Origin of the sequence: Streptomyces sp. NBC_01288, assembly GCF_035982055.1 — a bacterium.
Lineage (GTDB): Bacteria > Actinomycetota > Actinomycetes > Streptomycetales > Streptomycetaceae > Streptomyces.
In genome coordinates this window covers 2451925-2467104 of record NZ_CP108427.1, presented here as the reverse complement: position 1 = coordinate 2467104, position 15180 = coordinate 2451925, and the positions used below count along the sequence as shown (strand labels likewise).

Here is a 15180-nt window from a genome sequence, read left to right as displayed (position 1 = left end):
CGAGTTGACGGCACGGCTCGCGACAGCCGACGCCGGCGCATGAGAGGAGGGCCTCCGCCCGGAAGCGGAGGCCCTCCCCAACTCACGTCCGTACGACGGCCGTTACGCCGGAACGCTGGCCACGCCCGGCGCCAGGAACGGCTTGCCGTTCACCCGCTCCGAGACGCCCTCCCGGTCCAGGTACGGCGTGATGCCGCCCAGGTGGAAGGGCCAGCCGGCGCCCGTGATCAGGCACAGGTCGATGTCCTGGGCCTCGGCGACGACGCCCTCGTCGAGCATCAGCCCGATCTCCTGCGCCACCGCGTCCAGGACCCGGTCCCGCACCTGCTCCTCGGTGAGCACCGAGTCGCCCTGCTTGAGCAACGCGGCGACCTCGGGGTCGAGTTCGGGCTTGAACCCGTTCTCGGCGGAGTACACGTAGAAGCCACGCTTGCCCGCCTTGACGACGGCCGCGAGGTTCGGGGAGACCGTGAAGCGGTCCGGGAAGGCCCGGTTGAGGGTCTCCGAGACGTGCAGCCCGATGGCCGGACCGACCAACTCCAGCAGAACGAGCGGGGACATGGGCAGGCCGAGCGGCTCGACCGCCTTCTCCGCGACCGCGACCGGCGTGCCCTCGTCGATGACGTTCTGGATCTCGCCCATGAAGCGGGTGAGGATGCGGTTGACGACGAACGCCGGGGCGTCCTTCACCAACACCGCTGTCTTCTTCAGCTTCTTGGCCACCGCGAACGCGGTCGCGAGCGACGCGTCGTCCGTCTGCTCGCCACGCACGATCTCCAACAGGGGCAGAATCGCCACCGGGTTGAAGAAGTGGAAGCCCACGACCCGCTCGGGGTTCTTCAGCTTCGACGCCATCTCGGAGACGGACAGCGAGGAGGTGTTGGTGGCGAGGATCGCGTGCGCCGGGGCGACCGCCTCGACCTCCGCGAACACCTGCTGCTTGACGCCGATCTCCTCGAAGACGGCCTCGATGATGAAGTCGGCGTCGGAGAAGCCCTCGGCCTTGTCCAGCACACCGGTGACCAGGGCCTTGAGGCGGTTGGCCTTGTCCTGGTTGATACGGCCCTTGCCGAGCAGCTTCTCGATCTCGGCGTGGACGTAACCCACCCCCTTGTCGACGCGCTCCTGGTCGATGTCCGTGAGGACGACCGGCACTTCGAGGCGGCGCAGGAAGAGCAGGGCGAGCTGCGAGGCCATCAGACCGGCGCCGACCACACCCACCTTGGTGACCGGACGCGCCAGCGACTTGTCGGGCGCACCCGCCGGACGCTTGCCGCGCTTCTGCACGAGGTTGAACGCGTAGATACCGGCGCGGAGTTCGCCACCCATGATGAGGTCGGCGAGCGCCAGGTCCTCGGCGTCGTAGCCCTGTTGGAGGTCGCCGTTCTTCGCGGCCCCGATGATGTCGAGGGCGCGGTAGGCGGCCGGGGCAGCCCCGTGCACCTTGGAGTCCGCGACGAAACGGCCCTTGGCGACGGCCTGGTCCCAGGCCTCGCCGCGGTCGATCGCCGGACGCTCGACCTTGATGTCGCCCTTGAGGACGTTCGCCGTCCAGATCAGCGACTGCTCCAGGAAGTCGGCGCCCTCGAAGAGCGCGTCGGCGATCCCGAGGTCGAAGACCTGCTGGCCCTTGAGCTGCTTGTTCTGGTTGAGGCTGTTCTCGATGATCACCGAGACGGCCTTCTCCGCGCCGATCAGGTTCGGCAGCAGCGTGCAGCCGCCCCAGCCGGGAACGAGGCCGAGGAAGACCTCGGGCAGCGAGAACGCCGCGATGTGCTTGGACACCGTGCGGTACTCGCAGTGCAGACCGACCTCGACACCGCCGCCCATGGCCGCGCCGTTGTAGTACGTGAAGGTCGGGACCGCGATGTCCGCGAGGCGCTTGAAGACCTCGTGGCCGCCCTTGCCGATGGCGAGTGCGTCGTCGTGGTTCTTGAGGAGCTCGACGCCCTTCAGGTCCGCGCCGACGGCGAAGACGAACGGCTTGCCGGTGATGCCGACACCGACGATCTCGCCGGCCGCCGCCTCCTTCTCGACCTGGTCGATGGCGGTGTCGAGATTCGCCAGCGAGGCCGGGCCGAAGGTGGTCGGCTTGGTGTGGTCGAAGCCGTTGTCCAGCGTGATGAGCGCGAACCGCCCGGCGCTGTACGGCAGTTCGAGGTGACGGACGTGCGCGGACGTCACGACCTCGTCCGGGAACAGCTCGGCCGCACCCTTCAGAAGCTCGGTGGTGGTGCTCACTTGTCCCCCTCGAAGTGCGGGTTCTCCCAGATGACCGTGGCGCCCATGCCGAAGCCGACGCACATGGTGGTCAGGCCGTAGCGGACGTTCGGCTGCTCCTCGAACTGCCGGGCCAGCTGCGTCATCAGACGCACGCCCGACGAGGCCAGCGGGTGACCGAAGGCGATCGCGCCGCCGTACTGGTTGACGCGCTCGTCGTCGTCCGCGATGCCGTAGTGGTCGAGGAAGGCCAACACCTGTACGGCGAAGGCCTCGTTGACCTCGAACAGGTTGATGTCCTCGATACCGAGACCCGCCTTGGCGAGCGCCTTCTCGGTCGCCGGGATCGGGCCGTAGCCCATGACCTCCGGCTCGACGCCCGCGAAGGCGTACGACACGAGACGCATCTTCACCGGCAGGTTGTGCTCGCGCGCGAAGTCCTCGCTCGCGATGATCGACGCGGTGGCACCGTCGTTGAGACCGGCCGCGTTGCCGGCGGTGACCCGCCCGTGCACACGGAACGGCGTCTTCAGACCAGCCAGGTTCTCCAGGGTCGTCCCCGGCCGCATCGGCTCGTCGGCGGTGACGAGACCCCAACCCACCTCGCCCACCTGCTCGTTGGTGTTGCGCACCGAGATGGGCACCAGGTCCTGCTGGATCTTGCCGTTGGCGTACGCCTTGGCGGCCTTCTCCTGCGAACGCACCGCGTACTCGTCGGCACGCTGCTTGGTGATGTGCGGGTAGCGGTCGTGCAGGTTCTCCGCGGTCATGCCCATGAACAGCGCGGAGTCGTCGACCAGCTTCTCGCTCACGAACCGCGGGTTCGGGTCCACGCCCTCGCCCATCGGGTGGCGGCCCATGTGCTCGACACCACCGGCGATGACCGCGTCGTACGCACCGAAGGCGATGGAGCCCGCGGTGGTCGTGACGGCGGTCAGCGCGCCCGCACACATACGGTCGATCGAATAGCCCGGGACGGACTGCGGCAGCCCGGCGAGAATGCCCGCGGTCCGCCCCAGGGTCAGCCCCTGGTCACCGATCTGCGTGGTCGCGGCGATGGCGACCTCGTCGATCTTCGCGGGGTCGAGTCCGGGGTTGCGGCGCAGCAGCTCCCGGATCGCCTTCACGATGAGGTCGTCGGCCCGGGTCTCGTGGTAGATGCCCTTCGGGCCCGCCTTGCCGAACGGGGTGCGGACGCCGTCGACGAAGACGACGTCCCTGACGGTACGAGGCACGATTGGCTCTCCTCCAGGGTGCGGGATCGGCACTGCCGCGATGCGCTGAGCGCGCGCTCAGTACCCATGCTACTTGCGGGTAACCAACCTGCCCACCCCCGGGGCCGGGAGCGGCGAACGTCACACCCCGCCCGCGCCCGGTTCCCCACGCACCACCTGAGGATCTTGGCCTGATCTCGACGCCAAGGTTCCGCTTCCGAGCCCTTTGTTCAGGGGCGCGGGGCTGTATCGATACGCGGCTCCGCCGCGGGGCGCGACCAGCCACAACGGACCCGCACCCGCAAAACGACGCACAACCCCTACGGCGCCTTCGCGGTCAACGCCTCCACCAGAACCGGCGCAACCTGCTCAACCTGCCAAGCCCGAGCCCCGTACCCCGCCAACGCGGCCCCCACAGAAGCCACATCCACACTCTTCGGCGGCTCCCAGCAAACCCGCCGCACAGTATCCGGAGTAATGAGGTTCTCCTGAGGCATGTTCAGCCCCTCGGCCACCGCCGACACCGCAGCCCGCGCCGCAGACAACCGAGCCGCGGCCTCAGGATCCTTGTCGGCCCAAGCACGAGGCGGCGGCGGCCCGGTGACCGGCTGCCCAGGCTGCGGCAGCGCGGAGTCGGGCATCGCCTTGGCCCGATCCACGGCCACCTGCCACTGCTCCAGCTGTCGTCGCCCCATCCGATGCCCGAACCCGTTCAACGCGGCCAGCGCCTGCACGTCGGCGGGAAGAGAGAGCGCGGCCTCCACGATCGCCGCGTCCGACAGCACCTTCCCCGGCGACACATCCCGACGCTGCGCGATCCGGTCCCGCGTCTGCCACAGCTCCCGTACGACACCGAGCTGCCGGCGCCGCCGTACCTTGTGCATCCCGGACGTACGACGCCACGGATCCTTGCGGGGCTCGGCGGGCGGCGCCGCCGCGATCGCGTCGAACTCCTGGCGGGCCCAGTCCAGCTTGCCCTGCCGGTCGAGTTCCTTCTCCAGCGCGTCCCGCAGATCGACGAGGAGTTCGACGTCGAGAGCGGCGTAGCGCAGCCAGGGTTCGGGCAGCGGGCGGGTGGACCAGTCGACGGCGGAGTGCCCCTTCTCCAGGACGAAACCGAGTACGCCCTCGACCATCGCGCCCAGTCCGACCCGCGGGAATCCGGCGAGCCGACCCGCCAGCTCGGTGTCGAAGAGCCGCGTCGGCACCATGCCTATCTCGCGCAGACAGGGCAGGTCCTGGGTGGCGGCGTGCAGCACCCACTCGACGCCGGAGATGGCCGCACCGAGGCCCGACAGGTCGGGGCAGGCGACGGGGTCGATCAGTGCGGTGCCCGCGCCCTCACGGCGCAGCTGAACCAGATAGGCGCGCTGTCCGTAGCGGTAGCCGGACGCGCGCTCGGCGTCGACGGCCACGGGACCCGTGCCGGCGGCGAAGGCCGCGATCACCTCGGCGAGGGCGTCCTCGTCGGCGATCACGGGCGGAATGCCCTCCCGGGGCTCAAGCAAAGGGATCGGCGCCGTTTCGACGTCGTCCGGAGGGGCGCCTCCGGTGGTTCGCAGTGAGCTGTCTGCTGCGGTTTCTTGGGCGTCGGTCACCTGTCAAGAGTATCCGCGTATGGACAACGCCCGCCGACGGAACGTTCCGTCGACGGGCGTCTGGGGGTCGTAAACCAGTCAGGTAAGTGAAAGATCCGGTTCACGGCTCGAAGGGGGGAGCGGGAAGGAGAGCGGAAGGGGGTGTGGGGACGGGGTTGCGGGAGGGGGTCAGTGGATGATTCCGGTGCGCAGCGCCACCGCGACCATGCCGGCTCGGTCACCCGTGCCGAGCTTGCGGGCGATGCGGGCGAGGTGGCTCTTGACGGTCAGTGCGGACAGGCCCATGGAGACGCCGATGGCCTTGTTCGACTGGCCTTCCGCGACCAGACGCAGGACCTCGACCTCACGGCCGGACAGTTCGCGGTAGCCACCCGGGTGGCTCGGGGAACCCGGGGGGCGGCGGTGCATACGGGCGGCGGCGGAGCCGATGGGGGCGGCGCCGGGCCGGGTGGGGAGCCCGACGTTGGTGCGGGTGCCGGTGACGACGTAGCCCTTGACGCCGCCCGCGAGGGCGTTGCGCACGGCACCGATGTCGTCGGCGGCGGACAGGGCCAGGCCGTTGGGCCAGCCTGCGGCTCTGGTCTCGGACAGCAGGGTGAGACCGGAACCGTCGGGAAGGTGGACGTCTGCCACGCAGATGTCGCGGGGGTTGCCGATGCGGGGACGAGCCTCCGCGACGGACGAGGCCTCGATGACGTCGCGCACACCGAGCGCCCACAGGTGGCGGGTGACGGTGGAGCGTACGCGCGGGTCGGCCACGACCACCATGGCGGTCGGCTTGTTCGGGCGGTAGGCGACCAGGCTTGCGGGCTGCTCAAGAAGAACGGACACCAGGCCTCCTGGGGTGCGGGACGACTTTCAAGGTCACAGTCGTCTTCGGCACCAAACCCCAGGTCCTTTAGAGAAAGATCACGATTTAGTGAGTAGCAATCAGTGCAATTCGGACACGCTGTCGATCGTTCGGTGAACGAAACGGCTCGTTCGATGGGCCACTCCTGATTGAAAGTGGCCGTATCGACAAAGACACCGGAAACGATCGGTAAGACCTCGGTGTGTCTCGGGTAAGGCTCAGCGTGACTGCGGGCCCCGGCGCTGCGGCAGCGTGACGATGGACGCGTCGCCCGGGCCCGCCGGGGGCAGGCCCGCGACCTGGGCCAGCAGATCGCACCAGGAGGCCAGATGCGCCGCCGTGTCCGGAACGCCACCGAGGCCCTCGCGCGGCGTCCACGAGGCACGGATCTCGATCTGGGACGCGGACGGCCGCTCGGACAGCCCGCCGAAGTAGTGGGAGCTGGCCCGCGTGACGGTGCCGCTCGCCTCGCCGTACGTCAGTCCGCGCGACTGGAGCGCGCCGGTCAGCCAGGACCAGCACACGTCGGGCAGCAACGGGTCCGCCGCCATCTCCGGCTCCAGCTCCGCGCGCACCAGCGTCACCAGCCGGAACGTCCCGTGCCAGGCGTCGTGCCCGTCCGGGTCGTGCAGCAGCACCAGCCGGCCGTCGGCCAGGTCCTGGTCGCCGTCGACGACCGCGGCCTCCAACGCGTACGCGTAAGGGGCGAGCCGCTGGGGCGCGGGCGTCGGATCGATCTCGATCTGCGGCCTCAGCCTGCTGTTCCGCAGGGCCTGGACCGCTGCCTGGAAAGCCGGCGGCGCCGCACCGCCCCCATCCCGGTCCCCCTCCTTGGAGTCGTCCATCCCGTCAGCGCCATCCGACAATCGTCCCTGAGCCGCAGCCATGCGGGAAGATTAAGGGGAACGGAGGCATCGTGCGGGACTAGACACCCGCTCTTCCGCTCAGCACACCGTGTAATCGCCTTCTGGCGCCGTGCGAGACTTGCCCCGTGAGTGCCAACCAGAGCCCCGCGGGCCAGCAGCCGACCGCCACTTACGACTCCGCCTTCATGAAGGCGTGCAGGCGCGAGCCCGTTCCGCACACACCCGTGTGGTTCATGCGGCAGGCCGGCCGTTCGCTGCCCGAGTACCACAAGGCGCGCGAGGGCATCGCGATGCTCGACTCCTGCACGCGACCCGAGCTGGTCGCCGAGATCACGCTCCAGCCGGTGCGCCGGCACAACGTGGACGCGGCGGTCTACTTCAGCGACATCGTCGTCCCGCTCAAGGCCATCGGCATCGACCTCGACATCAAGCCCGGCGTCGGCCCGGTCGTCGAGAAGCCGATCCGCACCCGCGCCGACCTGGCCCAGCTCCGCGACCTCACCCCCGAGGACGTCTCCTACGTCACGGAGGCCATCGGCCTGCTGACCGCCGAGCTCGGCTCCACCCCCCTCATCGGCTTCGCCGGCGCCCCGTTCACCCTCGCGAGCTACCTCGTGGAGGGCGGCCCGTCCCGCACGTACGAGAACGCCAAGGCGATCATGTACGGCGACCCCGAGCTCTGGCACGACCTCCTCGACCGCCTCGCCGACATCACGGCCGCCTTCCTCAAGGTCCAGATCGAGGCGGGTGCCAGCGCCGTCCAGGTCTTCGACTCCTGGGCCGGCGCCCTCGCCCCGGCCGACTACCGTCGCTCGGCGCTGCCCGCCTCCGCCAAGGTCTTCAAGGCCGTCGAGGGCTACGGCGTCCCGCGCATCCACTTCGGCGTCGGCACCGGCGAGCTGCTCGGCCTGATGGGTGAGGCCGGCGCGGACGTCGTGGGCGTCGACTGGCGCGTCCCGCTGGACGAGGCCGCCCGCCGTGTCGGCCCCGGCAAGGCGCTCCAGGGCAACCTCGACCCGACCGTCCTGTTCGCCCCCACGGAGGCCGTCGAGGAGAAGACCCGCGAGGTCCTCGACGCGGCGAAGGGCCTGGAGGGGCACATCTTCAACCTCGGGCACGGCGTGATGCCGTCCACCGACCCGGACGCGCTGACCCGGCTGGTGGAGTACGTCCACACCGAGACGGCCCTCTAGGGAGCGTTCACCACGTGTGCCGGGGCCTCGCCCGCCTGCCGAACAGCAGGCCGCGCGGTTCCGGCGGCGGGGGAGTGCCCGCCTTGAGCGGCCAGGCGAGCAGCATGCCCACCAGGAACCCGACGACATGGGCTTCGTACGCCACCGTGCCCGCGTCGGAGACGCCCTCGCCGGACGAGTAGAACGCCTGGAGCACGAACCAGAAGCCCAGCACCAGCCAGGCCGGCAGGCGCAGCGGCAGGAAGAACAGGAACGGCACCAGGACCCACACCCTGGCCTTCGCGTACAGCACCAGATAGGCGCCCAGGACACCGGCGATCGCCCCGGAGGCGCCGATCAGCGGGTCGGCCGAGTCCGCGTTGAGCAGCGCGAAGCCGTAGCCCGCCGCGTAACCGCACACTACGTAGAAGAGCGTGTAGCGGATGTGGCCCATGCGGTCCTCGACGTTGTTGCCGAAGATCATCAGGAACAGCATGTTGCCCAGCAGGTGGATCCAGCTGCCGTGCAGGAACATCGCGGTGAAGACGCTCAGCGGGGCCGACTTGTCGTAGCTCGGCGGTCCGGCCGCACAGGAAGGGCCGCCGGGGCCGGCCTGGACGGCGCCGGTCGGGACCAGCTGCGGCATCTGATGGTGGATCAACTCCCGCGGTACGGCCGCGTAGTGGTCCAGGAACGCCTGGAGATGGCACAGCTGCGAGAGGTCGCTGCCGCCTGCCACGGAGCCCGCCATTCCGGGCGTGAACAGGAAGACGAGCACGTTCGCGGCGACGAGCGCGTACGTCACCCAAGGGGTGCGGCGCACCGGGTTCACGTCATGGACGGGGATGACCACAAGGGATTAGTGCCCCCGATACGCGCGGCGAACCGGTGAACACCGCCGTCCGCCTGTGCGTATGACTCCTCAACCGCCCGCGACGCGGGGAAGGCGTGTCGCGGGGACGACGTGAGGAACAGGCGATGAACGACCGTATTTCCCCTCAGATGACCGCCACGCCCGACGGCGAGGCCGAGATCTCCCTGGTGGTGCGCCTCCCCTGGGAAGACGTCGCCAGGCTCGGCCAGGAAGCGGGCCGGCTCGCCGCGCAGATGCAGCGGCCGGTGACTCTGGACGAGGCGGTGAGCAACCGGCTGCGGTCCAACGCGCTGGGCGCCCACGCGAAGCCCGCGGCGGCGGCACAGCCCGCCGCGATGATGCCGCCGAGCGCGTCGGTGTCCTCGCTGCCCGCCAGGCCGCCGGCCGAGCAGGCACGGCAGGCCATAGACCGCATCAACGGCACGGCGTAAACGCTTTACCGCAGGCTCGCCTGGATCTTGGCGGCCGCCTTTCGGGCCGCCACCAGGACCGGGTCCCACACCGGTGAGAACGGCGGGGCGTAGCCCAGGTCCAGGGCCGTCATCTGTTCCACCGTCATCCGGGCCGTGAGGGCGACCGCCGCGATGTCGACACGCTTCGCGGCGCCCTCACGACCGACGATCTGCACGCCCAGGAGACGTCCGGTTCGGCGTTCGGCGAGCATCTTCACCGTCATGAGGGAGGCCTCGGGGTAGTAGCCCGCGCGGCTCGTCGACTCGATGGTGACCGTCTCGAACTGCAGGCCCGCGCGGTGGGCGTCCTTCTCGCGCAGCCCGGTACGCGCGATCTCCAGGTCGCACACCTTGCTGACGGCGGTACCGACCACCCCGGGGAAGGTGGCGTAACCGCCGCCCACATTGGTGCCGATGACCTGCCCGTGCTTGTTCGCGTGTGTCCCCAGGGCGATGTGCCGCTCCTGCCCGGAGACCAGGTCGAGCACCTCCACGCAGTCGCCCCCGGCCCAGATGTTCTCGTGCCCGCGCACCCGCATCGCCATATCGGTGAGCAGCCCGTCGTGCTGCCCGACCGGCAGCCCGGCCGCCTTCGCGAGCGAGGTCTCCGGCCGGACACCGATCCCCAGCACCACGACATCCGCCGGGTACTCCGCGTCCTCGGTGACCACGGCCCGCACCCGACCGTCGTCCCCGGTGAGCAGTTCGGTGACATGGGCGTCGTCGACCATGGTGATGCCCAGGCCCTCCATCGCCTTGTGCACCAGGCGACCCATGTCGGGGTCGAGCGTGGACATCGGCTCCTTGCCCCTGTTGACGACGGTGACGTCATACCCGCGGTTGACGAACGCCTCCGCCATCTCCACCCCGATGTACCCGGCCCCGACCACCACCGCGCGACGCCCACGCGTGCGTGCCAGCGAGTCGAGCAGCGCCTGCCCGTCGTCGAGCGTCTGCACCCCGTGCACTCCGGGGGCGTCGACCCCGGGCATGTCCGGCCGGATCGGCCGCGCTCCGGTCCCGATCACGAGCTTGTCGTACGACGTCCAGGACTCGGCCCCGGAATCGACGTCCCGCGCGCGTACCCGCCCACCCGCGACGTCGAGCTCCACGACCTCGGTGCGCATGCGCAGGTCGATGTCGCGCTCGCGGTGCTCCTCGGGGGTGCGGGCGATCAACTCCTCCGGTGCGGACACGTCGCCGCCCACCCAGTAGGGGATGCCGCACGCCGAGTACGAGGTGAAGTGGCCGCGCTCGAAGGCCACGATCTCCAGCTCGTCCGGCCCCTTGAGGCGGCGGGCCTGCGACGCCGCGGACATGCCCGCGGCGTCTCCGCCGATGACGACCAGTCGTTCCCGGGTACCCCTCGCACGGCTCATGCTCATGCGAACACGCTACGGGGACCGATCATTTCAGTCCTGCCCACCCGACTCCTCCAGCCGGACCGCCGGAACGGTCGTCGCCCGACGCGGCCGTACGAGACGCAGCCACACGACGAGTGCCAGCGCCGCCACGGCCGCGAACGGGAGCACCGCGCCGAGCGACAGGGCGATCCAGCGCAGCATCGTCACGAAGACGTGCCAGCCGCCCGCCACGGCGTCCACGAAGCCGGGGGTGTCGTCCTTCGCGGCGGCCTTCGCCACCGGGGTCTGCGACAGGGACAGCGTGATGGTCGCCAGGCTGGTGCGGTCCTTCAGGGAGGACTGTTGGGCCAGCAGCGCCTCCAGGTCGGACTCGCGGGTGCTCAACTCGCCCTCCAGCTCCACCACATCACTGAGCTTGGTGGCCCGGTCCATCAGGTCACGCACGCGTGCCACGCTGGCCCGCTGCGAGGCGATGCGGCTGTCCACGTCCACGACCTGGTCGGTGACGTCCTGTGCCTTCGCGGTGCGGTCGAGCAGCTTGCCCGCGCCCTCCAGGTCGGCGAGGACCTCGTCGTACTTGTCGCTGGGCACGCGCAGGACGACCCGGGTGCGCTCATGGCCCTGCCCGTCCCGGCTGGTCGACTCGTTGCCGACGAACCCGCCCGCGTTCTCGGTGGTGGTACGGGCCTCGTCGAGGGCCTTCGGTACATCCTTGACCCGCACGGACAGCGAGGCCGTACGGATGATGCTGCTCGCGGTGAGCTTGGGGACGGCCTTGGTGTTCCTGGCGTTGCCGCTGCCGGACGCGCCCTCCTGCGGTGCGACGGCCTTGTCGTTCGCGCCCGCGCCGGCATCGCTGGCAGTGGAGCTCTTGTCGCTCGCGCCGCTGCACCCGGCCAGTGCGAGCGCCGAGGCCAGCAGGAGGCCGGCCAGGGCCTGGACGGGTCGTGCGGAGTGTCGTGTGCGCATGGGTCGGTACCCCCGAGGTTCGTCGTGACGACTGACGCACCTTCGACGCCGGGACAGGGCGGGACGTTGGCCGGAACGGGTTGCGATGCGGTCACGGACAGGCCCGCGCGTCGGACACCGGGCCGGAGTCGGACTGTCAGTGGGGTCTGAGAGGCTGGGTGCATGCGTGAAGTGGAGACTCGTACGGGCACAGGGCATGTCGTCGTCATCGGCGCCGGGATCGGCGGGCTGGCCGCCGCACACCGGCTGCTGGACAGAGGCGTGCGCGTGACCGTCGTCGAGGCGTCGGACCGGGTCGGCGGCAAGCTGCTGCCCGGTGAGATCGCGGGCGCCCGCGTGGACCTCGGCGCCGAGTCGATGCTGGCCCGCCGCCCCGAGGCCGTCGCGCTGGCCCGCGAGGTGGGCCTCACCGACCGCCTCCAGGCGCCCGCCACGGCCACCGCGTCGATCTGGACCCGGGGTGCGCTGCGCCCCATGCCCAAGGGCCACGTCATGGGCGTCCCCGGCACCGCGTCCGCCCTCTCCGGAGTCCTCTCGGACGAGGGCCTGCACCGCATCGAGCGCGACGCCGACCTGCCCCGCACGGAGGTCGGCGACGACGTCGCGGTCGGCGAGTACGTGGCGGCACGCCTCGGCCGCGAGGTCGTCGACCGCCTCGTCGAACCCCTCCTGGGCGGTGTCTACGCGGGCGACGCGTACCGCATCTCGATGCGCTCCGCGGTCCCGCAGCTGTACCAGGCCGCGAAGACCCACGACTCCCTCACCGAGGCCGTCCGGGGCATCCAGGAGCGCGCCGCCGCCGCACAGCAGACCGGCCCGGTCTTCATGGGCATCGAGGGCGGAGTGGGCCAACTCCCGCTCGTCGTCGCGGAGTCGGCACGCGCGCGGGGCGCCGAGATCCTCACCGGGGCCCCGGTGACGGAGCTGCGCCGCAGCGGGTCAGCGGGCTGGCGAGTGGTCGCCGGAGACCATGTGCTGGATGCCGACGGCGTGATCGTCGCCGTACCCGCGCCGGTCGCCGCCGCACTGCTACGGGACGAAGTCCCCGGCGCGGCAGCCGAGTTGGGCGCCGTCGAGTACGCCTCGATGGCCCTGATCACGCTTGCCTACCGCCGCGCGGACATCGAACTCCCGGAAGGCAGCGGCTTCTTGGTGCCGCCGGTCGACGGCCGCACCATCAAGGCGTCCACCTTCGCCTCCCAGAAGTGGGGTTGGATCGCTGACGAGAACCCGGACGTGGTCGTCCTGCGCACCTCGGTGGGCCGGTACGGCGAGACGACGATCCTGGAGCGCGACGACACCGGCCTCGTGGACGTCTCCCGCCACGACCTGCGCGAGGCGACGGGCCTGGACGCCGCGCCCGTCGCGACCCGCGTCACCCGCTGGACCGACGGCCTGCCGCAGTACCCGGTCGGCCACCACGCGCGCGTGACCCGTATCCGTGAGCACGTGGGCAAGCTCCCCGGCCTGGCGGTCTGCGGCGCGGCGTACGACGGCGTCGGCATCCCGGCCACCATCGCGAGCGCGTACGCGGCCGTCGAGCGGTTGACCGGTGACCCGGTGCCGAGCGCCTCCGGCGGAGCGGGAGAATAGCCCCATGAGCGACGACGCCCCCACCACCGAGCCCGGCCGCATCCCGAACAAGGGCAAGCTGGCCAAGGACCTCAACGAGGCCATCCGCTACACGCTGTGGTCCGTCTTCAAGCTGAAGGACGTGCTGCCCGAGGACCGCGCGGGTTACGCCGACGAGGTCCAGGACCTGTTCGACCAGCTCGCCGCGAAGGACGTGACGGTCCGCGGCACGTACGACGTCTCGGGCCTGCGTGCCGACGCCGACCTCATGATCTGGTGGCACGCAGAGACCGCCGACCAGCTCCAGGAGGCGTACAACCTCTTCCGCCGCACCAAGCTCGGCCGCGCCCTGGACCCGGTCTGGTCGAACATGGCGCTGCACCGCCCCGCCGAGTTCAACCGCTCGCACATCCCGGCCTTCCTGGCCGACGAGACCCCGCGCAACTACGTCAGCGTGTACCCGTTCGTGCGCTCCTACGACTGGTACCTGCTCCCCGACGACGACCGCCGCCGCATGCTCGCCGACCACGGCAAGATGGCCCGCGGCTACGCGGACGTGCGCGCCAACACGGTCGCCTCCTTCTCCCTCGGCGACTACGAATGGCTCCTCGCCTTCGAGGCCGACGACCTCTACCGCATCGTCGACCTCATGCGCCACCTCCGCGCATCCGAGGCCCGCATGCACGTCCGCGAGGAGGTCCCCTTCTACACGGGCCGCCGCAAGGACATCGGCGACTTGGTAGCGGGCCTGGCATAGGCGGCCCCTAGGGCGTGGGGCCTTGTCGACTGTGGGGCTCGGGCGCGTTTGCCTGCCGCCCCCGTCCGACACTCGGCGGACGGGGGGCAGTTCGGTCAGGCTGCCTGGCGGTGTTCCAGCGCGCGGGCGGCCTTGCGCCTGGCCGGGACGAAGGGGTCGATGGCGCCGGCGCCGGCGCCCGGAGTGACGGCCCAGGTGTCGATCTTCGCGGCGACCTTCCGGAGCAGTGCGCTGCCGGGCTTGACGTCTATCTGGAAATGGCTCTCCTTGACCACCCCGCGCTCGTCGCCTCCCCAGCGAACCGCGCCCTCGCAGTCGGCGAGGATGTCCCGCAGGACGATCAGTTCGTCGGGGAAGAAGCCGCCCTTGACGCCGACCGGATAGAGCAGGGGACGGATCGCGAGGGCGGTGCCGGAAAGGTAGTTGCTCTCGAAGGCCGCACCGACCTTCCGGTGGGTCGAGTGACCGGTGACATCACCGCTCGACAGTGGGTGGATCTCGTAGTGGAAGCGTCGGGCCACGTGCAGCAGGACGGTCGCGACCGCGCCGTCCCACAGAGCCACTGAGACGTCGCTGCCCTCGATCCGGAGGGTCTTGATCCTGGATCCGGCGGAGGGCGCGACCTTCCAGCCATTCTGCGAAGTGGACCCGTCCCAGGTGCCGGAGTCCATCGCCGCATGTGCCGTACCGGCGGCGGTACCGGTGATCCAGAGTGCGCCGGCCAGGCCGACGCCGGTGGCCAGTACCGCGCGGCGGGTCGGTCGGGTACCGCTCGGTCTTGCTTCAGCCGTGTCGTCACGCATCGTCGGGCACTCTCCGTTTTCAGGTCAGAGGGCGGGTGGTCTGTCGTCGGGCGGATGCCCAGGTGCGCAGGGCGCTGTAGATCGCGGCGACTCCTCCCAGCACCGTTGCCGCCAGGCAGACGATCAGCACGGGGGAGACCCACGGGGGGACGAGTTCGAAGGACGGGTGCTGCCGGAAGACACAGCGGGCCGACGGGGGGAAGACGCGGATGGCGACCCGTACGAAGTCGGTGTCGGCGCCGAGAGCCCCGCACTCGTCACCGGGATCGGGCACGCCGTTGAACGCGAGCGCGGCACGGACGGCGGCGACCAGACTGCCGCACATGCCCAGGAGACAGGTCCAGATCCACAGTGCGGTGAGGTCGCGGGTGAGCCAACGCCGGGCCCTGCCCGCGGCCCCTTTCCCGGCCGGCCCGGGAGGGGCCGGAAGGGGAACGGGATCATCGGGGTGGCGCGGTGTCTGTGTCAT

Annotated in this window: 14 protein-coding genes; 4 read left to right on the top strand and 10 right to left on the bottom strand. The window is 70.5% G+C overall.

Features of this window, described 5'->3' with window-relative positions; genetic code table 11:
* Positions 1-102: 102 nt before the first annotated feature.
* The 5 genes from OG194_RS10750 to OG194_RS10730 form a co-directional block, all read right to left on the bottom strand.
* Entirely contained in the window at positions 103-2241 is a 2139-nt protein-coding gene (locus OG194_RS10750) for a 3-hydroxyacyl-CoA dehydrogenase NAD-binding domain-containing protein (RefSeq protein ID WP_327400641.1), read from the bottom strand.
* Positions 2238-3455: a thiolase family protein gene (locus tag OG194_RS10745; RefSeq protein WP_327400640.1), complete on the bottom strand. Its 1218-nt coding sequence runs from the start codon at positions 3453-3455 to the stop codon at positions 2238-2240. The genes OG194_RS10750 and OG194_RS10745 overlap by 4 nt, the downstream gene beginning before the upstream one ends.
* Before the next feature lie 299 nt (positions 3456-3754).
* Positions 3755-5032 carry a ribonuclease D gene (locus tag OG194_RS10740; RefSeq protein ID WP_327400639.1) on the bottom strand — a complete coding sequence of 426 codons (1278 nt, stop codon included), beginning with the start codon at positions 5030-5032 and terminating at the stop codon, positions 3755-3757.
* Between the two features lie 168 nt (positions 5033-5200).
* Complete coding sequence (locus OG194_RS10735) at positions 5201-5863, bottom strand: response regulator transcription factor (RefSeq protein ID WP_030605794.1); 663 nt, start codon at positions 5861-5863, stop codon at positions 5201-5203.
* 237 nt (positions 5864-6100) lie between these two features.
* Positions 6101-6727, bottom strand: coding sequence for a DUF3000 domain-containing protein (locus OG194_RS10730; protein ID WP_327400638.1), 627 nt, complete (start codon positions 6725-6727; stop codon positions 6101-6103).
* Between the two features lie 146 nt (positions 6728-6873).
* On the opposite strand from OG194_RS10730, the gene hemE reads away from it, so the two are divergent.
* On the top strand, positions 6874-7941 hold the full coding sequence (gene hemE / locus OG194_RS10725) for a uroporphyrinogen decarboxylase (RefSeq protein ID WP_327400637.1): 1068 nt from the start codon (positions 6874-6876) through the stop codon (positions 7939-7941).
* A 7-nt stretch (positions 7942-7948) separates the two neighbouring features.
* Here hemE and OG194_RS10720 read toward each other — a convergent pair whose 3' ends face one another.
* Positions 7949-8773, bottom strand: coding sequence for a rhomboid family intramembrane serine protease (locus OG194_RS10720; RefSeq protein ID WP_327400636.1), 825 nt, complete (start codon positions 8771-8773; stop codon positions 7949-7951).
* 125 nt (positions 8774-8898) lie between these two features.
* Between OG194_RS10720 and OG194_RS10715 the strand changes: the two genes are divergently transcribed.
* Positions 8899-9225, top strand: a complete 327-nt coding sequence (locus tag OG194_RS10715; RefSeq protein ID WP_327400635.1) for a hypothetical protein — start codon at positions 8899-8901, stop codon at positions 9223-9225.
* Positions 9226-9230: 5 nt separating this feature from the next.
* Here OG194_RS10715 and OG194_RS10710 read toward each other — a convergent pair whose 3' ends face one another.
* On the bottom strand, positions 9231-10631 hold the full coding sequence (locus OG194_RS10710) for an FAD-dependent oxidoreductase (RefSeq protein ID WP_327400634.1): 1401 nt from the start codon (positions 10629-10631) through the stop codon (positions 9231-9233).
* A 27-nt stretch (positions 10632-10658) separates the two neighbouring features.
* Positions 10659-11579: a DUF4349 domain-containing protein gene (locus OG194_RS10705; RefSeq protein WP_327400633.1), complete on the bottom strand. Its 921-nt coding sequence runs from the start codon at positions 11577-11579 to the stop codon at positions 10659-10661.
* 162 nt (positions 11580-11741) lie between these two features.
* Between OG194_RS10705 and hemG the strand changes: the two genes are divergently transcribed.
* Both hemG and hemQ read left to right on the top strand, forming a co-directional pair.
* Positions 11742-13172, top strand: coding sequence for a protoporphyrinogen oxidase (gene hemG / locus OG194_RS10700; protein WP_327400632.1), 1431 nt, complete (start codon positions 11742-11744; stop codon positions 13170-13172).
* Positions 13173-13176: 4 nt separating this feature from the next.
* A complete protein-coding gene (gene hemQ / locus OG194_RS10695; RefSeq protein ID WP_327400631.1) occupies positions 13177-13908 on the top strand; it encodes a hydrogen peroxide-dependent heme synthase in 732 nt (243 codons plus the stop codon).
* A 95-nt stretch (positions 13909-14003) separates the two neighbouring features.
* Here the strand turns inward: hemQ and OG194_RS10690 are convergent, their stop codons facing one another.
* Complete coding sequence (locus OG194_RS10690; RefSeq protein WP_327400630.1) at positions 14004-14711, bottom strand: hypothetical protein; 708 nt, start codon at positions 14709-14711, stop codon at positions 14004-14006.
* A gap of 19 nt (positions 14712-14730) precedes the next feature.
* Positions 14731-15180, bottom strand: coding sequence for a hypothetical protein (locus OG194_RS10685; protein ID WP_327400629.1), 450 nt, complete (start codon positions 15178-15180; stop codon positions 14731-14733).